Here is a 19,767-nt window from a genome sequence, read left to right on the forward strand (position 1 = left end):
CGCACATCTCTATTTAGAAGCTTGGCTTGCTTGAGAGTCGTTGCTTTGCTGGAAGCCATTATCCACCTGTGCTTCGTGACCCAATTGAGAATAGAAATAGGAAATGTCACGGATGTCCTGATCGGAAAGCGTGTCAGCTTGTTGCTGCATCAATATCGCCAGGCCGCTCGTTCTTTCTCTCGTTTGGTAATCTTTCAAAGAAGAAATGAGATATCCCACCTTTTGTCCACGAAGGTTAGGGTAGGGATCTTGTGTTGAAATACCATCAGCACCATGACAGGTCATACATACCTTGGCTTTTTTCTTACCTAATTCGAACTGCTCATCATCGATCCCTGCATAAACTGGGTACGTTACGAGCATCATTAAAACGGTGGAAAGTGCGGCTATGGAGTTAAACTTATGTTTATTCAAACTCATTACTGATTCCCTTGATTCTAAAGTTAACAAGCGTTTCGTGATTATAGAACGGTGATATTTGGCTGCGACTACCTGACCTAAAGCGATTAAAAAATCGTAAAAACGAATTACGTTCGATTAAAGGTTATGCAGCGTTGCACATTCTCGCTACTTGTTGAGCCATATTTATTAGTAATTTCGTATCTTAATACGTACTTACCTAGTCGATTGGTTTACTTATCGAGCTTAAAAAGTAGAGTTTTAATCGCCATCGTTATGAAATGATACCTATCTTAATGGTAGCAATTCAGTCAATGTGCTTTAAATTCGGATGAGGAGCAAAGAGGGATAGATAACTTGTAAGTCAGGGTGAGATCGTGAGTGTTTCTTAGACAAAATTACGGTCGATTTGACGAGCACATTTAGCTATGACCATATGCTTCCTTTTTAGGGGGCTAATCATGCACATTAACCACTTGAAAGAACACCGACCAACGTTAAGGTGCCGTTAAATTAGATACAGCGATGGTGTTCTTACCCGTGTTTTTAGCTTTATAGAGTGCCTCATCTGCATGGGAAAGTAATTGGTTTGAAAGGTCTTTGTGAAAGTGGTGTGTCGTATCAACACCTGTTAGGCCAAAGGAGCAAGTCGCGTGAAATTGATAAGGCGGTAGTCCAAAAGTGTATCTGGATACTTGTTCTTTGATTGATTTTAGTCTTTGTACTACTTGTTCTTCCTCCTGCCCCGAAAACAGTATAACGAATTCATCCCCACCGAACCGGGCAAAGCAATCCTCAGAGCCAATAAAACGTTGAGTTATAGTCGACACTGTCTTTAAAAGCTCATCACCACTCGAATGTCCATATTGGTCGTTAACGGACTTGAAGTCGTCAATATCGAACATACATAAATGAAGTCGAGGCGCTCTATTAGCCGAAAAGGCTTCAAGGGCATCAGAATACCGAACTTCAAAGTAACTGCGTGAAAACGCCTTCGTCAAATAGTCATACATCAAATGGCTATTTAACTGATTTCTTTCCTGATACAGCTCGTCGATATGAAGTACTAAAATCCATGCAATGCAAAAAGTGACGAGGAAAGATCCAATCCATGTCAGTGGTGGAAGGTCGATAACCTGAATTCCGGTTAGGGCATCCAAAACCCCGGTTACTGCCCAAAAGATGGTTGTAAGTAAAAGCAGTAGCACTATGCCAACACGTTGATTTATCTTGCACTGATGTTGGTAAATTCGAGCCAGAATGAGAACGCAATATCCTAATAATAATATTGCCCCAGCTCCCCATAATTGAAAGAGTGGTCCAAAAGACAGCCCGGTATAGTAAGTGGACGTCGGGTAAAGCTCTTTAGCTAAGAAGTACTCGTTAGGAAATAAAGCGATCACTGCGAACAGAGTACAAATGGTGTAACAGCGCTTTAAGTAGACAGGAGCGTCATACTCAAAGAATGAAACGTAGAAATGTAAACCCAATACAACAGTGAACATTGCAGTAATAACCGTCACACGATTAGCAATATCAAGATAATCGAGGTTATCGCTACTGTTAATGAGAATAAAAAAGGCGGCCAGAAACACGCCGCTAACGAAAGCGAATAAAGAAAAAATTAGATAGTACTGTATTTTTTCTTCATGGCGAGAATGTAAATGGTGGTAAAGCACGTTAAAGAACAGACCCGCTATGAGGCTGATACTAGAAGCAACGATCAGGGGAACCGAGTACAGTGATACCATTATTTTCCTGTAAGATTGACAGCGATGTTTGAGAGGTAATAAGAATCGTTATCTGGCTAATCATGGCCTCGTCGTGGAGACGTTTATTTATTACGTGAATAGATGCGATCTATATAATGGAAATTATCAACTATTTCTTTTAAAAACAAGTTTCCAGTGCTTCATTAGAGTTAAAATCACTACCAACAAAAACCTAGAACTAGGTTAGCTATCGAATGGTGTAGAGTTCATTGTTGCAAAGCTCGCGGTTACAGACAAATAGTGTTTAACATCAAGTGAGTGGATACCGCTTACTCAAGCCGAGTGTAGTTCGCTTTACCTCATTCTGCGATAATGATGCCTAATTGGGCCTGTGACAGTTTACCGCTCATACGACATGTTGTTGCCCATCATACAACCGATCAATGGATACTAAGTGGGCTTGATATGACAGTTTCGAAACCCTAGCAAATTATCAGTTAAAGGGGGAGACGACTTCCCTCGGCTTGTCACCCCTAACGGCTGCCTTTGGGTGTATGTATGGTTCAAAATATGGCATCCTCAAGCCTATCATTTAAAAAGGACACACGGACCGTCGGATATGGATACCAACTCGCATCAACTCTCTTTACGCACTATTGAGCCATCGGATTACACTGAATTGGCGGCATTAATGAATCTCGTGTTCCCCGATGTGGGAGGTGCATGGCCCCGCTTGACTATCTTGGATCTAATCCATCAGTTTCCTGATGGTCAAATTTGTATTGAAGATAACGGCAAGATCATCGGCGCGGCTTTGACGATAAAAGTGAACTACAACCGCTTCTCACTGCCTCACCTTTACACGGACATCATCACGGAAAATAACGTGATTCAGAATCAAGTGACAGGCGATGCCATGTATGGCTTGGATGTTTTTGTACACCCTGATTATAGAGGCCTCCGTTTAGGTCGCCGTTTGTATAATGCCCGCAAAGAACTGTGCCGGAGCAAAAACTTCAAAGCGATATTGGCAGGGGGGCGCATCCCTCTTTACCACGAGCATGCCGATGACCTGAGTGTTGCGGAATACATCGACAAGGTAAAACGTCGCGAACTGCATGATCCTATTTTATCGTTTCAGTTGGCCAACGACTTCGATGTCAAACGAATCATGCGCGGTTACCTGCCTGAAGACGATGCGTCTAAAGGGTATGCAACGCTTTTGGAGTGGGACAACTTTTTTTATGAGGAAGACATTCAATCGGTGCACGATGTCGAGAAAAACCTGATCCGTATTGGCGTGGTGCAATGGCAAATGCGTGCCATGAACGATTTAGAAGATCTGCTCGATCAAGCGGAGTTCTTTATTTCCTCTCTGGCCAACTATCAAGCTGACTTTGCACTTTTCCCTGAGTTTTTTAACGCGCCGTTGATGGGGCTAAAAAAGGAACAAAACTCTGTTGAGGCGATCCGTTTTCTTGCTAGTTTCACTGAAGAGATTAAATCACGCTTTTCCCAATTGGCCGTTACTTACAACATCAATATCATCGCAGGTAGCATGCCGATTATTGAAGAGGATGGAAAACTGTATAACGTCGCTTACCTATTGCAGCGTGACGGGAGCATTAACGCTCAGTACAAAATACACATCACGCCTCATGAGCAAAAGGATTGGGTGATTGATGGGGGCGACAAGGTACAAGTATTTGATACGGACGCAGGTAAAGTGGGAATACTCATTTGTTACGATAGTGAGTTTCCGGAGTTGGGTCGAATGATGGCAGAGCAAGGCGCACAAATTGTGTTTGTGCCATTTTGGACCGATACCAAAAATGGCTATCAGCGCGTTCGTATTTGCTCTCAAGCGCGAGCTATTGAGAATGAGTGTTACGTGGCGATTGGTGGCAGTGTGGGCAATCTCCCACGTGTCGATAATGTCGATATTCAATATGCGCAGTCAGCGGTGTTCTCACCCTCAGATATTTATTTCCCGCACGATGCCACGTTGACGGAAGCCAGTGCCAATACCGAAATGATCATTTTTGCGGATGTCGATTTAACCAAGCTTAAGCAGCTCAATATGGAAGGTTCGGTCACCAACTTACGCCACCGTAGACTTGACTTGTACGGAGGCTTTACCAAAAACAACAAGTCTTAATAAGGCGGAGAATGTTGATATTGGGTGTTGCGAGTGACTGAGGGGAGGCTACATTGCGTTGACTGTACTATCGATAATTCACTTGAGTTGTTCATTTCATCTATCGTCTATTTGCTACCTTATTAGAGGGGGTTGTTACGCTTTGAAGTGGCACCGTCAATGTGTAGATTGATGCGCAACATACGGCAATGATGTACGCCGTGATAACCTAGGTATCAATTTATAAACCTATCTAGAGTGTCGCTATTACATTAGATCTAAAGTGCTAAGCGCAGAGCAAAAGCGCTGCATGATGAATATAGCCATGCTAGAGGCTGTATTGAGTGCTTTTACTTAGGTGGTAAAAAATAGGCATTCATACGGTCTCCCTGACTTATAAATTAGGTGGCAGTGAGGTGATTAAGTCGAAAGCTATATGATTGAAAATTAGACAATCACTAGTTAAGTCAAATGGTCAATTTGGTCTAGACTCAATTTAGTGACTTTTTAAAATGGAGTTTAAAATGGAGTTTAAAATGAGAACTGTATTTCTGTTTATAATTTTTCTTTTTTCGTTTTCTAATCTTGCCGCCTCTGAACTCACTGTGTTTGATCACTTAGGGCAAAAGCACAAGTTAAGTACGGAGCAGCTTTTATCTTTGCCTCAAAAAGAAATCGAGACTTCGCTTCCTTGGGTTGATGGACTGTCGGTATACAGTGGAGTGACGTTGCAGACTGTTCTTGAAACGCTAGATAAGCCAATCCCCTCTCAAGTAACATTTGTGGCGTTAAATGACTACAAGATTGCCGTGCCCAAAGAAGATTTCTTGGACTATCAACCAATTATCGCGATCAAGCAAAATGGAAAGCTTATGTCGGTAAGAGATAAAGGCCCTTACTGGTTGGTTTATCCATTATCTTCGAACCCAGAGATCGATAGTACGGATTTCCATGCAAAGATGATTTGGCAGATAAGAGATATTCACCTTTAGAGGAGCGATTATGAAAAAGCTGTTGTCTTTGGCTGTCGTGAAAGTCGTTGTGTTGTCTTTAGCGGTAGCCGTTCTTACTATCAATATCTATAGTGTTACTCGGATAAATGATATCAACAAGAGTTTTTCTAATCGGCAAAATGAAGCTACATGGTTTGTTTTTCAATTAGTAAAGGAATACGCCAACTTTTTGATGATCAGCCAATCTGATAAAATTGATTACGAAAAGTTGTGGCTCGCTTATGATATCACTTGGAGCCGGTTTGATATTTTAATCAACAGTACAGAATCTTCGAATTTCATTAAATCCGCTAACTTTAAGCCATACTTTACGACAGAGTTTGATAAATTTAAGGCGTTGGAGCCATCAATTAAATTAGTGAACGAAGGCATCCTAGCTCAAGAGTCTTTACAAAAAAAGATTGATATTTGTTACCATACATTAGTTGGTTTTATTAACGAAAAATTCCGGTTACAAAGTCCCGTTATCGAAGAAAATACTTTCATGGTCGATAAATTAGTCATGACTCATCAAATAAGTAGTATATTTCTTACCCTGATATTGATGCTTACAGGTATTATTTTCTATGTCGACTTTACCACTAAGCGAAGACTACTCTCGACTGATGTCACCACTGGCTTTCGTAATCGAGCTTCGTTAATGAAGTTTGTTAAAAATAATTACCTAAAGGATAATAATTTCGATCTGTACTTCGTGCGAATCCGAAATCTTAGTGAGATTAATCAAAAATATGGACTCGAATATGGTGATTTAGTTGTTAGCTCGGCAGCTAAGTCTCTGATAGCAAAGATTCCTGAAAATACCATGTCGTTTCGTAGCAGCGGTAGTCAGTTTTTGTTCTTCATTCCAGACCATGAGTGCACGAGTGATGAAATATTGGAGAAATTTAACGATGTGCTCAGTGACTATATAGCGGCAGGTAACTTAGAGTTGATGATTGATGCGGTCGTGAGGCATAAAAAGAACATCAGTTTTCAAGATATGATGGAGCTATTAACTAATATGCAAGGTTAATACTCTTTTATCTGAGCGAATACTGACCTCTATTATTTAACTCATCTTTCTCCCTATCCCTACACTCAATCAAATCGGCGGCTGTCAGTTTGGCAATCGTAACTGTAATTTCCCACGTTTACCTTCTAGCCGAATCATATTTTTTTCGTCCTGATTCATCTGTTTATCTGTTTATCTGTTTATCTGTTCATCTGTTCATCTGTTTGATGTGAAGTCGCAAAAGTCGATAAAGTTGGTTTGCATAGATCTAATCTAGATAAGGTTAATAGCTAGGGCAGATTAAGACAGATAGGATGATTTGAAAATAGAAAGGGGCAGTAGTCGTTATAGATTAGGACCTTGCTACTTCATAGTGGTCGCCGTAAGCATTCAAAAAACAACAACAGATGAATATCTACGTTATTTTTTCTGAGTTAATGAGACTATTCGTTCACTAGAACTAGATTTGAGATGGCGTTGAGCGTCTAAAATAGCTTGGGGGTCGTGGTCTCTGACAAACTCGATGAATTGCAGGTAGGTTAGCGGTTGACTAAATAGGTAGCCTTGTATCAAATCACAGTTTGCCTCTTTGAGGTATTGATACTGCTCTATTGATTCTACCCCTTCACCGACAACTAACGTGTCACAAGAGTGGCCTAAGTTAACCATTGATTCAACCATTTTACGGCCTGCTTTGTCGTTGACTATATTGTCGATAAAGCTCTTATCAACTTTTAGTTCATCTACTGGGTAATGAAGAAGTTGGTTAAATGCAGTATAACCGGTACCAAAATCATCGAGGGATACTTTTAACCCCAAGCTTCTGAGGCTCTCAATGGTTTGAACGGTAAGTTTGGTGCTTTTTACATAACTGGTTTCTGTGATTTCTATAATTATGTTACCTGGAGTGACCTGATATCGTTCAAGAACTTTACGTATATTATCGGCAAAGTTACGATTATAGAGCTCCATAGCTGAAATGTTGATCGATAAGGTGCCTTGATAATTGTGAACTTCTGCGAGTTCTTTATAGCACTTGATTGCTGTTTTAATTACCCACATGTCAAGTTTGGAGATTAGATTACTCTTTTCCGCGACAGGAATGAACTCGTCGGGCCCAGCGTTAATATCAAACAACGCAGGGCAGCGTATGAGGCATTCAGCACCATCGATGTGAAGTGTTTGAGCGTTGAATATGGGCATAAAGCGAAGTTCGAAATTGTCGCTCTCACAACATTCTAATAGCCTTTTCTCGAGCGTGTCATGTCGCTCTAATGTATGCAGCAACTCTTCACCGTACATGATGCGACTTTCTCCATCACTGTGAGACTTAGCATTGATCAGCATTTCATCAACACATCTATGCCATATCTCTTCGAATTTTGGAGTGTCCACAGGCAAGACAGCTGTAGCGATTGAGAGCCTAAATCCATAATAATCAAGGAATGTAGTTCCGGTCAGGGTGTTATTGATGTTCTCAATTTCTTCGTTTATCGATTTGCGTTCATCCATCTCTAGTATGGCAATAAATTGGTTCCCGCCAAGTCTTGCCAAAGAATAATCACTGCAGCTAAACCCTAAAGAGGACTGTTGGTGTTGCAGCGTTTCTCTCAATGCCTTAGCTAAGCTCACCAATACATTGTCACCGACTTTTGCTCCATATAAGTCGTTGATCTTTCTGAAATCAATAATGTCCCAACAAACCAAATAACAATGTGGGCTCATTGAGCTTTTTAGGCGGACATCTAAATGGCGAATGAATGAGCGTCGGTTGGCTAATTTAGTGAGTTGGTCGAATTCGGCTTCGAACTTCAATTCCGTCAAGGAGTCAATGTACGCATTCTTCAAACCATCGATTTCGCTTTGCCCAGATGAGCGTTTGAAATATCGCAGCTTTAATCCACCAATAGAGATCTCGTGAAGTAAGTCTTTGAGTGGGCGAACGAGCTGGTAACGTACCACCATATGTATGATTAGCATGATTGCAAAAAGGGTCGTAAAGCAACCAACCAGAGTCTGTCTGACGATGATTGCCTTTTCCTCGTTGAACTTTTGCTCGCGAATATTCACTTGAGCTATAAAGTGTCGGCTTGTCATCTGTACATTGATGCTTTCTTTCGTTTGTTCAATGGACTTAATCACAAACTGTGTATTTTCAATGTTAGCAACGTCTGATGATGGCTCTATTAAGAGCTGCATATTGTCGTCATCATTATACTTAATCAGTAATCTAGAGAGCTGTTTTAAAGAGCCGTCTGCGATTAATATGTATCGATTTAAACTGTTACCCGAACGCTTATCTTGAGGCAGTAAGTACGGGTCAATTGCAGCGACATAAGCATATCTGAGCTCACCACTGACCGATATATAAGAGAAGCCTTTTGGAGATAGCTCTTTTTTGTTGACCAGTGACGTGTATAAATCGAAAACCTTTTCATAAATATTATCAGGAATTTTTAGCCTTTCAAATGGGTCGGCTCTTAACGTCGATAGCGTTAGATTGAACTTGGGATCTACTATATAGACATTACGCTGTCCAAATTGATTGACGTGATTCTGATTGAGGACACGAAGAACCCGTTTCTCTAGTAGAGATAAGGTAGTGTAGTCATCGGGAGTTTGGATGTAACGGAGAAACTGTAATGAAGAACCAATATCTTTAACGAGCAACGACAAACCGAGTTGTTCGTATTCTGCTGCAACTAGAGCCGTATTCACGTCAGATTGAACTTTGTCTAAGTACATACGCTTAGCATGGTGTGATGCAAAATTATATGTCACCACCCCTGCTATTGTAGCGACAAGGAGCAAGGTTGGTATGAGTACTAAATACAACTTTCTTAATATTGGCATTAACTATCTCAAACTGTCGACAATTCGGTTTCGAATTTGAAGGCTACTGGGTTCTAATTGTTGATAAAGGTAACTACGATCTAATACTTCATTACTTGGGAACAGCTCCGGATCATTTTGATATTCTTGAGATGTCAGCTCTTTTGCTTTTGTACTTGGGGTAGCAAACCATGCATCCATCGCATTTTGAGCGGCAATATTGGGTTCAGACAGGAATGATATGGCAGTAACTGACTGAGTAGATAGTTCTCCATTATTAATTGCAGCAATGCATTCTAACCATAAGGTTGTTCCTTCTTGAGGGACAATGTAAGCCCATGTGCTTTCAGGTTCTAAATCGTTGAGTACGTATGTATCGCCTGAATATCCATATGCGAGATTGATGTTGGATAGGCGCTCTGGATGGTTGAGATAATCAAGGATGTACTCGTTACTTTCAAGGTGTGGTTTTTGTTCTTTTAGAGTTTTGTACGCTACTCGCAGTTCTTGTTCATTATTCGTAAAAGGGGCAAATTGATTCATTAGCAAGGCAGCACCAACAAGGTCTGTGGGATCGTAATACATGCTGATTTTGCCGCTGTTTTCTGGTTCCGGGGCAAGCAAGGCTTTCCAAGACTGAGGTTCGGCAACTTTGTCGCTTCGATATAGAATTCCTGATGTTCCCCAAGCATAGGGGATGCCATATTCACCACACCCTTCAACCCATCTTTGATCAAGGTGACCGGCAATGGAATCTTGCAAGTCGCGAAGATTATGGAACAGCTTTTGTTTTGCTAAGGCTTTAAGTTTTACGCTTTCTACAATTACGAGTTCAAACGCACTTCGACGCTCGCTCAACAATACTTCATCTCTTATTGATTCATCAGAGAAGTACTGTTGTTTTAGGGATATATCGTAAGTATCTAGGAGTTGTTCAACAACGCGTTCAGACAGAAATGCATCCCAATTATAGATATAAATATCATGGTGTTGGCCAAAAGCAGAGCCAGTTATAAAGGATGTTGATGCAAGTAATGATATATAAAATATTTTCACCGACGGATTCCTTTCGTACTGTGATTAATTAAATCGTAGCCCAAAATTTGGGACATGTTTCAAATTTAGGTATCTAATTATAATTAAACTCGTTGCACAGTATTAAAATGCTCTGTTAGTCCTTGTTAATTCCATATGACTGATCTGGGTCTGATGTAATGCCTTGAATTAATTAAAGGTTCTTTGTGCCCACTCGTTAGTGAAAAAATTATTTTTGATCTTTTACCTTAAGTGGGGTTTTGGGTCAGATTTAACCTGATATTATAGATTAATATTCAACATAGTGGGGGTTAATGCAACTATTTATGCAATTTTAATGCATTTAATGACGGCTTGGTTTGTGTTTAGACTAACGGGAAGTTATGTGTTCGGATAAACATCATGGTTTTGGTTCAGGACTTTGCAATTATTTACTCTTGTAGCACGGTGTGTTTGTGCTTATTGTAGGCCGCAATAGCTTAAGTTAAACGAGTCTTGCTTTGGTTTGTGGGTAACACTTAAACGTGCGAGTAATACGTCGGTGTAGCATTAATACTTAGGCTAGTGGTTGATATTTAAACTTAGACTTGTGGTTTATGTTTAACGCATTTGAGCGTTGCTTAGCTTTTTCGAACAGTAGAAAACCTACGTCAGCCAAGGAGTTGTTATGGAATTAGAGGTATACCAAGTAGATTCTTTCTCAACCCAGACCTTTAAGGGAAATCCTGCTGGGGTTTGTATTTCTCAAGAGCCTTTGAATGAAGCATTAATGTTTTCAATAGCGGAAGAGATGGCGGTATCAGAAACGGCTTTTCTTGTGCTTAACACTATGACGCTTAAATGGTTCACGCCAGAAGTAGAAGTGAAACTATGTGGACATGGTACCTTGGCAACCGTCCACGTATTGAAAGAGCAAGGGTTAGTGAAAACGGGTGATAAGGTAGTATTTGATACTTTGTCTGGTGAGTTATCTGCCACGGTTCGTGAATCGTCTATCGAGCTGGATTTTCCTAGCACTCATTTATCGCCGAGTCTGGAACCCGATCAAGAATTGCTCGAACACCTTGGCTTGGAGTTCAACCAAGTTGTTTCATTTAGAGAGTTTGATTCAAAGCAGTTAATCGAAGTCGTTGATGAGCGCGTTCTATTGGATTTGTCTCCAAACTTTGACTCCTTGAAACGCATGGATGGTAGAGGTGTTGTGGTAACGGCAGTTCCATCAAATCCTGAACTTGATTTTGTTTCTCGCTACTTTGCGCCATGGGTGGGTGTTAATGAAGACCCCGTCACTGGTTCGGCACATTGTGCATTGACGCAGCACTGGGCAGAAAAGTTCAACAAACGGAGCTTTAACGCTTATCAAGCATCCCGTCGTGGTGGGTCTATGTCGACAGAGTTATTAGCGAACGGAAGAATAAAAATCATTGGTACGGCTACAACAGTGATTTGTGGTGTATTGAAGGTTTAACGTTGATTACTGGCTTAATGTTAGACCAAAGCGGTTGTCTTATATGCTTGAATTAAATAGCGGCTTCGTTCATTTCTGGTTGAACGAAGTCGATGTAGTGTCATTTTTGAAGGAATTACCGTGTCAGCATTTTATCTGTCTCAAGTATTAGTTGCGATTGCCATCTGTTTCGATCTGCTGTCATTCCAGTTTAAGGAAAGGAAGAAAATCGTCACTTGTCTATTTTTTGCAGGAACGTTTATTTCGAGTCACTTCATTTTGTTAGAGCAATGGACCGCCGCGTGTTTGATGATCATTGCCACTACTCGTTATTTAACAAGCGTGTTCTCAACATCTTCCAAGTTTAAGTACCTGTTTTGTTCTATGTCTGTCGTTGCGACAGCCGTTACCTACTCGGGGCTAACGAGTGTTTTAAGTTGTTTTGCTTCTGTGTTTCAAACCTTTGCCGCTTTTAATAAAGACGATCGTCGATTACGTGAATTGATGATCATCGGAACCAGTTTTTGGTTGGTGCATAACTATTTGATTGGTTCTCCTACTGCTGTAGTGATGGAAGCGCTGTTTATATGCAGTAACTTAGTGGGCTATTACCGTTTTTACTTCAAAAAGAGTGTCGCTGCTTAGGTTTCAGCTTTATACGGTTTATTAAGTTAAAGAACCACAAGATTCAAAGCGCAGCACCAGATTACAGTTAACAAGGATTAGGAGAGTTCGATGTCTAATATTTACGCTGATGTTCCTTCGTCGATGCCCAATGAAATATTCAATGACCTGCTTGCGAACGACAGTGTTCGAATCGAAAGAATATTGTCTCATGGTCACAGTTCCCCAGAAGAGGGTTGGTATGACCAAGATGAAAATGAGTGGGTAATGGTGATCGAAGGTCAAGGTGTGATTGAGTTTGAAGATGGACGCGTTGTGACTTTATCAAAAGGGGATTATATCAACATTGCAGCAAGAGAAAAGCACAAGGTTGTTGGTACGGATAAAGACATGGTGACGATCTGGTTGGCTGTGTTTTATCGTTCAAACTCTTTGTTCTAAAGTCGACTCATTCAGAGAGAACCTAGGGACAATACGTCACCTGTCCAATACGCTAAATACATGAAAGGACTATGTCGTGGTTAGAATCCGAAATTACCAAACCAGTGATGCTAAGGCGTTGTGGGAGATTTACTTTCATACCGTTCGCAATGTTAATGTTCGAGATTATTCTCAGCAGCAAGTAGAAGCTTGGGCACCAAGTAGCTTTGACTCTGAGCTTTGGCAAAAGCGTATGAACGAGTTACTACCTTTTGTGGCTGAGCTAGATGGTTGCGTTGTTGGTTATACTGACCTGCAACCCAATGGCTTGATTGATCATTTCTTCTGTCATCATGAATGCCAGGGTAAAGGCGTTGGAAGAGCGCTAATGGAACATGTTCTTGCTGTTGGTCGTGTTCGTGGTGTATCGCGGTATTTCTCTGAAGTAAGTATTACCGCAAGGCCTTTCTATGAACACCTTGGTTTTAAAGTCGTTAATGAGCAGGAAGTTGAAATGCGTGGCGTAAAACTCACCAATTACGTGATGGAGAAGGTAGTGCCTTCAGACGAACGGTAATCTCATTTTTGTTACAGTTTTCACCTGTTTTTGGTTCTCTTCTTAAAGAAAAATCATCACTTTAGCGATAATATTCACTGCAACTAATTTGAGTGAAAGAAGTAACGTGGGAATTGAAGCTTTAGCGTTTGTGATGGATGCATTAATGACAACATGTTGTATGTATATTGCGTCAAAGATGTCTTTTGTCGTGGCTGACTTTAAATCTCTTCTTGTTATTGCCGTTATCGTTGCTTTGGTATCACTGATTCCGACTGTTGGCTGGGTTTTGGGGGTGATTCTGTTTGTCTTCCTGCTTGGGAAGGCGACGCATGCGAGTATTGGTGACTGCATTTGGGTGGTGGTATTTACAAAAGTAGTGTCTATGGCGGCATTTCTAATATTCGGTCGACTGTTTGTGTAACGAAGACCTAATTTGATTTGAAACAGGCAAATAAAAGGGTGTGAACTTGTCACACCCTAAACAAAATTCAATTTGAATTTGTTAAAAGAATTTCAACTGCACTATTTAGGAAGTAATACAGTATCAATTACATGGATAACACCGTTGCTTGCCTTGACGTCGGCTGTAATTACTTTAGCGTTGTTAATCATAACAGTGCCATCACTGACACTGACCATAACAGCTTGTCCTTGAACCGTATCAGCACTGTCTATTTTTATCACATCGGCAGCCATCACTTTCCCCGCGACTACGTGATAGGTCAGTACTGCAACCAACTTATCTTTATTTTCCGGCATCAGGAGCATATCAACTGTTCCTTCAGGAAGTGCCGCGAACGCCTCATCTGTGGGTGCAAATACAGTAAAGGGGCCATCACCTTTCAAAGTTTCCACTAAACCTGCTGCTTTTACTGCCGCCACTAAAGTGTTGAATGAACCGTTTTCAGCCGCTACGTCCACGATGTCTTTCTTCATTCCGTGGTGATTAGCGTGAGCAAATGTGGTGAAAAGGAGTGTTGCAACTAGTACTGACAGAGTCTTGCTTAATTTATTAAACATATTTTAGTCCTTTGAGTTTATCTGTTATTTCCGAGATGTATTACGAGAGCTCAAAAGCGATAGATCAACTTATTGCACGTTTAAGTGGCTTCTTTAGTTTGGTTGTGCCATCAAACACATAATTTCGCTGGCTAAATAATTGTTATAATTCCATTTTGTTACTTATAGTTAATTGGTGATTATTCAATTAACGGATGTGAATATGAGGTTTTTTTTACCAGTCGTGTTTACGGCATTTGCTTCGATGCCTGCATATAGTGGACTTGCTCCAAGCGATGGTTTCAGCGGAAACTTTAGTATTTTGGCTGGTTCTTATTCAGATAGCAGTAACTTGAGTACCGAGCAAGATTCTATTCAAGCAAACAACACGAAAGAAGGGAGTAGTGAAAACCAGGGGCTTCTCGGCTTTCTCGGAACGGTTCAATACACCTTTGGGGAATCGTTGAACCACCAAGTTTATACGGGAACTACTCGAGAGGATATTGCGACAGGTACAATAGCGTTTGAGATTGGTTATCGACATCAGTTCTCTGGTGGCACCATTATCGACTTCTCGGTGCTCCCTACGTTTATCTCGGGTAAAGCTTGGGCTGATCCGTACGCGGTTGGCGTTAATCGAAACGAAACGGACGTAAAAGGTAATGTGGGACGACTGCAATTGACGAGCGTTGGAGGCACCGGTTTTCAAGCGGATCTTGCAATTGGTGAATCTGATGTTGACGATGAACTGTCGGGAACTCAAAACTTATCTGCCCAAGACGCAGCCTTGTTAGATAGGGAAAGAACCTATTTGTACGCAAAGGCCGGATACCGCTTTATATTGCCGGACCAAGTTGGGTTACTGGTCCCTTCTATGGTTTACTTTAGTTCAGATGCGAAAGGAGACGCGATCAGTTTTGATAGCTACGGCGTAGAACTTAATTACGCAAAAAGAATGGGTCGTCATGGTTTCGTCGTCACGTTAGACGCACATGATCGTCAGTACGATGAAGTAAACCCTCTTTATGGAAAAATGCGTAAAGAGAATGAATACGGTGCTTTTTTAGCTTACGAGTTGAGTGGTTTTATGGGATATGATGGTTGGTCGTTTATTACGTTACTTGGCCTAAGAACCATTGACTCTAACATCGACTTTTACAATTCTGAACAAGTGTTAGCGAGTGTTGGTATCGACTACAAATTTTAACGGTCATACCTAACCAAAAGTCAGCCAAACTAGCGTTAAGATTTAACTTTATTATTTGTTCAGTTATTTTTAGCACTTATCATATTTAAGGTTGTAGGTGCTTATCGCTATCCGTAATATAAAAATCAGCGAGAATATAGGATCAGATAACAAGGAAGCGCTTTGGAAATACAAATTAGACACCTCGAACTAACAGATTACCAAGATATTTTTGATATTTATCGTCAACCTTCAGTCTCTGAGAATACATCACAGAAGCCTTTTCTTAGTTCTGATCAAGTTGAGAGATTGTTTGGGCATTCTGACCATTTTACTTTGGTTGCTGAAGTGTCCGGAAAAGTCGTGGGCCACATCACTTTATTCATGACCACCAAAGTGAGAGACAGACATTGTGCAGGCCTTGCGATAGCGGTCAATCCGGATATGCAAGGCAAAGGGGTCGGCAAGGTCTTAATGCAAGAAGCGATCAATCAGGCCGATAATTGGCTTAACCTCGTTCGACTTGAATTAGAAGTTCATGCCGATAATCACGGTGCGACTACTTTATATGAAAGCGTTGGTTTTCAATTAGAAGGAACCAAAAAGCTTAGTACATTCAAAGGTGGGAAATACGTTGATATGCTTTTGATGTCGAGAATTAGGCATGATTATCGTTGATAGTGAGCTGGTGATTGGTTTTGTTCAAAGCGGTTTCATTCGGTTCGTCACTCGTTAAACCTTTTCATCGCAGCTTAATTTGGTATAATAGCAATCGTTTGCTTCGTATAACCCCAATGATATGGTTTGGGGGTCTCTACCAGCTCCCGAAAAGTGCTGATTACGAAGGGTTTAGATCACAATTGTGTTCTTACTCTTTGTAATGGCGTTCAAAAATATCCTGTCTATTACTCAGAGTAAGTGCACACCTAAAATCCATAGTAGGTGGAATATGAACGCATTTATTCAAGGGCTTCCAAAAGTAGAGTTGCATTTACACATTGAAGGTTCACTCGAACCTGAATTACTGTTTAAACTCGCTCAACGTAATGGCATAGATTTGCCTTATTCATCTCCAGAGCAGTTAAGACTCGCATACGAATTTGATGATTTGCAGTCGTTTCTCGATATTTACTATCAAGGTGCTGATGCACTGCGCACAGAACAGGATTTCTACGATTTAACATGGGCTTACCTAGAACGCTCTATAGCTGACAATGTTATTCATACTGAAATTTTCTTTGATCCTCAAACTCATACCGATCGTGGAATTGCTTTTGATACTGTGATTAATGGTATTTATCGTGCGCTCAAACGTGGTCAGAAAGAATTAGGGATTACTTCTCAAATCATAGCTTGTTTCTTACGACATTTATCTGAAGAGAGCGCTATTCAAACGTTTGCTGATATTCTCAAGCACCAAGACAAAATTATTGGGGTTGGATTAGACTCCTCAGAACTCGGGCATCCGCCAGAGAAATTCAAACGCGTATTCGAACAAGCCAAACAAGCGGGCTTTCTAACAGTGGCTCATGCTGGTGAAGAAGGCCCCGCACAGAACATTGTCGACGCTATTGAAATGCTCAGTGTTAGCCGAGTAGACCATGGCGTGCAGTGCATGACAGACGAAGCGTTAATATCGGAATTGATTAAGACTAAAATGCCGCTGACCGTGTGTCCATTGTCTAACATTAAACTACGAGTGTTTGATGTAATGGAAGACCACAATATTGTTGATCTACTAAGAAAGGGCGTTTCCGTTACGATTAATTCGGATGATCCTGCGTACTTTGGTGGTTATATGTCGGATAACTTTAACGCAGTAAACAATGCTCATACGCTTACACATAAAGAGTTGGCCCAGTTTAGCTTGAATGCAATTGACGCGAGCTTTATTGAAGAGTCGTTGAAACAGCAATATCGCGATGTCGTATTAGCCTATATTGCCTAGAATGATGTTAGCTAGTATCCAACGTTTCACTATTTGAATTGCCCAACGACTGGCAATGACTGGTCGTTTTATTTGGGCTGGCTTTGATGTTTCCAGAAACCACCAAATTGGTTCTTTAAAGGGGGGGAGGATTAGTCAAACCGAGTACCTAGCATATGGGCTGTTTAATCAAAGAAGTTCAATGGTCTGAGCATTATGACTCCATGACTGGAAATTCAGTCGCCTCTTAACGAGACAAATGGTTCACTTACAGCTTGTAAGCTACGCTATTATCTTAAAGTACTAAAAAATATAACTTTTTTGATAAATAATTGTTGGGTGTTAGTAGTATTAGACTACATTTAGAAAAGGTTCAGTGAGATGCGTTGCACTCATGCAGATATTGTTAGACAAGGAGTTAATCGTTGTTAGACCCTAAAATAGGCGAACAAATACAGTGGCCATGTGATTTGTCACAAGATTTGATCCACAGCTTGCTCGAGATTGCGCTCTTCAAAACGGGTGTTCATAGCTTAGAGATTACGAAAAAATTCCAAAATTTACCGGGGGTCTTTTATATTCTTAAAGGCTCAGCGGGTATCTGCTTTTCAACTGAAAACATGAAAAGCTTGTCGGGTGGTGTGATAGGTAAAGGCGATTGGATCGGCGCTTTGACCATTCATGCGAACTACAAATTATTTGCTGTCGCAGAAGAAGTTGAGCCGATTACCATGGTATTTTTCCCCGCGGACAAGGTATTGGAGCTCGCTGAAAAGAAATGCATGGTCTTCAAATGGCTACTCCATTGTGGAGTTAAATCGCAATCTATCTGGATGCAGGCTTTCTTATCTTCCATCCATGAAAAAGAGCAAAAAACGATTTATGTCCTTTTAGAGCTCGCTGCTCGCCAGACAAATGTTACAGGGGCAAAGGTGAGTATCAATATTTCGCAAACCCAATTGAGTACCATTACTGGTATATCAAGGCCGAGGTTAAATGAGGTGTTAAAAAGTATCGAACAACAAGGTCTAGTGACGATACAAAGAGGTAAGGTGTCCATCTCAGATTTTGAAGGTTTGTACGAACGTATTTCACCAATGAATTTAATGATCCGCGACCCTATATCGACGATGAACGCATTATAATTAAAATACTTATTTCTCGAGAAAAGACTCAAATAGGCGGCTATTTGTGGCTAAATCCTCAACTTTTGTTCCTTTAGGAACATACATGAATCACGGAAATCGGTAACGTTAACTCAAGATTTATAAATTTAAAATTGAGTGAGTAGTACTGTTATGAAAATGGCTGTTTTGGAATACAAAGTGTATGGGGTCGGTGACTGGATTAGAACAACGATTTCGAGTCGTTGTGCCTATTTGTTGGCTGCTGAGTATAAAGGTTTGGGTTGGCCAGCTAAGGTGGATGGGAAATCGCAATAGATGAGGCTTAACCTATGAATTCGGAATAACCTTTCCCTTTCTTATGAAATAATCCTAGAGATAGAAAAGAAGCTGACTTGATGTCAGCTTCTTGCTTTAAAGTGAGCAGAACAAATCTATTTGTTCACGTAATCTTTGAATTTCTGCTTGGTTTCAGCATCGGCTTTCTCGTACCAGAAATACAGCATTTCTTCCGCAGTATTCGCCGCGTTCGCATCAATCTTTGCTGGTAGAGTGACAGGTTGTACAACCGCTGCTGTTGCAACTGCTGATGTACCCATAGTTAATGCAGCAATACCGCCTTTCTGGTTGTATTCTTTCGCTTCTTGAGGATATTTACGACCAATCTGCATTCCATCTTTGATTAGCTTATCTTGATTAACACTGATTACATTTTGGTTCTCATCAATCAGTTTCCAATCAAGGTTATTAAAGCCTTTTTTCGCTTCCGATACATTACGGAATTTAGGCATTTCAAACGTCAATGTAGTGTCTGCTGCATCAAAAGTTGCAATTATGACGTCGCTATCGACAAACTCACGATCGTTACCTTGACTAAAAGCAAGCTGATATTGGAAAACGATTTGGTTTACACCGTCTGGAACGGTTATTGTTTTGCTTGAAGAGAAAAAACCACCCTCAAGGTCAGGCTTAGCCTCGTTAACTGCTACGACGTCAACTAAGGCATCTGCGCTAGAAGGGATTTTAATGGTTACATCAGCCAATGCTGCGGGTGCAGCAACGATAGCTGAAAGTAGGGCTATACTTTGGATTGTCTTCATAATCATACAGTTGTTGTTATGGTTAGATGAATTACAATCGCATGCAAATGTATGTATTTCAAGTCATGTCATAGTGTTTTAAAAAAATTTGCGAAATCTTAACGCAACGGTCATATATCGAGATAACTAAAGACCAATGTGGGTAATTATCATCCAACAAACACGCTGAATCTCGATAAAGTCATTCGTCATATTATGGCAGATATATGCTTTATTTTTGAAACAAGAAAGCCGTAATAAATGTGATTTATCACGGCTT

19 protein-coding genes and 1 riboswitch are annotated in these 19,767 nt (G+C 40.7%); of the genes, 13 read left to right on the forward strand and 6 right to left on the reverse strand.

All coding sequences use genetic code 11. The features are described from left to right. Positions 1-9 precede the first annotated feature (9 nt). Together IQO02_RS14045 and IQO02_RS14050 are read right to left on the reverse strand one after the other, a co-directional pair. Positions 10-420 carry a c-type cytochrome gene (locus IQO02_RS14045; RefSeq protein ID WP_016796490.1) on the reverse strand — a complete coding sequence of 137 codons (411 nt, stop codon included), beginning with the start codon at positions 418-420 and terminating at the stop codon, positions 10-12. 476 nt (positions 421-896) lie between these two features. After that, positions 897-2,150: a GGDEF domain-containing protein gene (locus tag IQO02_RS14050; protein WP_016766787.1), complete on the reverse strand. Its 1,254-nt coding sequence runs from the start codon at positions 2,148-2,150 to the stop codon at positions 897-899. Between the two features lie 580 nt (positions 2,151-2,730). Between IQO02_RS14050 and IQO02_RS14055 the strand changes: the two genes are divergently transcribed. The 3 genes from IQO02_RS14055 to IQO02_RS14065 all read left to right on the forward strand — a co-directional run bounded on the left by IQO02_RS14055 (position 2,731) and on the right by IQO02_RS14065 (position 6,276). After that, positions 2,731-4,269 (forward strand): bifunctional GNAT family N-acetyltransferase/carbon-nitrogen hydrolase family protein, encoded by a 1,539-nt coding sequence (locus tag IQO02_RS14055; protein WP_010429203.1) that lies wholly within the window; start codon positions 2,731-2,733, stop codon positions 4,267-4,269. A gap of 515 nt (positions 4,270-4,784) precedes the next feature. Then, positions 4,785-5,240 carry a hypothetical protein gene (locus IQO02_RS14060; protein ID WP_010429206.1) on the forward strand — a complete coding sequence of 152 codons (456 nt, stop codon included), beginning with the start codon at positions 4,785-4,787 and terminating at the stop codon, positions 5,238-5,240. A 10-nt stretch (positions 5,241-5,250) separates the two neighbouring features. Further along, complete coding sequence (locus tag IQO02_RS14065) at positions 5,251-6,276, forward strand: diguanylate cyclase domain-containing protein (RefSeq protein ID WP_010429209.1); 1,026 nt, start codon at positions 5,251-5,253, stop codon at positions 6,274-6,276. A gap of 399 nt (positions 6,277-6,675) precedes the next feature. Here the strand turns inward: IQO02_RS14065 and IQO02_RS14070 are convergent, their stop codons facing one another. Then, a complete protein-coding gene (locus IQO02_RS14070) occupies positions 6,676-9,108 on the reverse strand; it encodes a putative bifunctional diguanylate cyclase/phosphodiesterase (protein ID WP_016793647.1) in 2,433 nt (810 codons plus the stop codon). Between the two features lie 3 nt (positions 9,109-9,111). Then, positions 9,112-10,143, reverse strand: a complete 1,032-nt coding sequence (locus IQO02_RS14075) for an ABC transporter substrate-binding protein (protein ID WP_102277649.1) — start codon at positions 10,141-10,143, stop codon at positions 9,112-9,114. A gap of 646 nt (positions 10,144-10,789) precedes the next feature. Between IQO02_RS14075 and IQO02_RS14080 the strand changes: the two genes are divergently transcribed. The 5 genes from IQO02_RS14080 (at position 10,790) to IQO02_RS14100 (ending at position 13,593) form a co-directional block, all read left to right on the forward strand. Then, positions 10,790-11,590: a PhzF family phenazine biosynthesis protein gene (locus tag IQO02_RS14080; RefSeq protein ID WP_050612843.1), complete on the forward strand. Its 801-nt coding sequence runs from the start codon at positions 10,790-10,792 to the stop codon at positions 11,588-11,590. Positions 11,591-11,710: 120 nt separating this feature from the next. Further along, positions 11,711-12,214 carry a YgjV family protein gene (locus tag IQO02_RS14085; protein WP_050612844.1) on the forward strand — a complete coding sequence of 168 codons (504 nt, stop codon included), beginning with the start codon at positions 11,711-11,713 and terminating at the stop codon, positions 12,212-12,214. 90 nt (positions 12,215-12,304) lie between these two features. Beyond that, positions 12,305-12,634: a cupin domain-containing protein gene (locus IQO02_RS14090; protein WP_016796491.1), complete on the forward strand. Its 330-nt coding sequence runs from the start codon at positions 12,305-12,307 to the stop codon at positions 12,632-12,634. Between the two features lie 76 nt (positions 12,635-12,710). Then, positions 12,711-13,190, forward strand: coding sequence for a GNAT family N-acetyltransferase (locus IQO02_RS14095; protein ID WP_016785165.1), 480 nt, complete (start codon positions 12,711-12,713; stop codon positions 13,188-13,190). 106 nt (positions 13,191-13,296) lie between these two features. Then, positions 13,297-13,593, forward strand: coding sequence for a hypothetical protein (locus IQO02_RS14100; protein ID WP_010429230.1), 297 nt, complete (start codon positions 13,297-13,299; stop codon positions 13,591-13,593). Positions 13,594-13,694: 101 nt separating this feature from the next. Here IQO02_RS14100 and IQO02_RS14105 read toward each other — a convergent pair whose 3' ends face one another. Continuing rightward, positions 13,695-14,192: a fasciclin domain-containing protein gene (locus IQO02_RS14105; protein ID WP_010429233.1), complete on the reverse strand. Its 498-nt coding sequence runs from the start codon at positions 14,190-14,192 to the stop codon at positions 13,695-13,697. Positions 14,193-14,394: 202 nt separating this feature from the next. Between IQO02_RS14105 and IQO02_RS14110 the strand changes: the two genes are divergently transcribed. The 5 genes from IQO02_RS14110 to IQO02_RS22220 all read left to right on the forward strand — a co-directional run bounded on the left by IQO02_RS14110 (position 14,395) and on the right by IQO02_RS22220 (position 18,726). Then, positions 14,395-15,378 carry a DUF2860 family protein gene (locus IQO02_RS14110; RefSeq protein ID WP_050612845.1) on the forward strand — a complete coding sequence of 328 codons (984 nt, stop codon included), beginning with the start codon at positions 14,395-14,397 and terminating at the stop codon, positions 15,376-15,378. Between the two features lie 162 nt (positions 15,379-15,540). After that, positions 15,541-16,035 (forward strand): GNAT family N-acetyltransferase, encoded by a 495-nt coding sequence (locus IQO02_RS14115; protein WP_016796493.1) that lies wholly within the window; start codon positions 15,541-15,543, stop codon positions 16,033-16,035. Between the two features lie 83 nt (positions 16,036-16,118). Next, positions 16,119-16,218, forward strand: a riboswitch (purine riboswitch). 88 nt (positions 16,219-16,306) lie between these two features. Next, complete coding sequence (locus IQO02_RS14120) at positions 16,307-17,305, forward strand: adenosine deaminase (protein WP_010429242.1); 999 nt, start codon at positions 16,307-16,309, stop codon at positions 17,303-17,305. A gap of 404 nt (positions 17,306-17,709) precedes the next feature. After that, complete coding sequence (locus IQO02_RS14125) at positions 17,710-18,429, forward strand: Crp/Fnr family transcriptional regulator (RefSeq protein WP_016796494.1); 720 nt, start codon at positions 17,710-17,712, stop codon at positions 18,427-18,429. Positions 18,430-18,582: 153 nt separating this feature from the next. Next, a complete protein-coding gene (locus tag IQO02_RS22220; protein ID WP_010429247.1) occupies positions 18,583-18,726 on the forward strand; it encodes a hypothetical protein in 144 nt (47 codons plus the stop codon). 116 nt (positions 18,727-18,842) lie between these two features. Here the strand turns inward: IQO02_RS22220 and IQO02_RS14130 are convergent, their stop codons facing one another. Next, positions 18,843-19,508, reverse strand: coding sequence for a DUF2057 family protein (locus IQO02_RS14130; RefSeq protein ID WP_016766795.1), 666 nt, complete (start codon positions 19,506-19,508; stop codon positions 18,843-18,845). Positions 19,509-19,767: the final 259 nt, after the last annotated feature.

Source organism: Vibrio sp. OPT24, assembly GCF_015163545.1.
Lineage (GTDB): Bacteria > Pseudomonadota > Gammaproteobacteria > Enterobacterales > Vibrionaceae > Vibrio > Vibrio cyclitrophicus.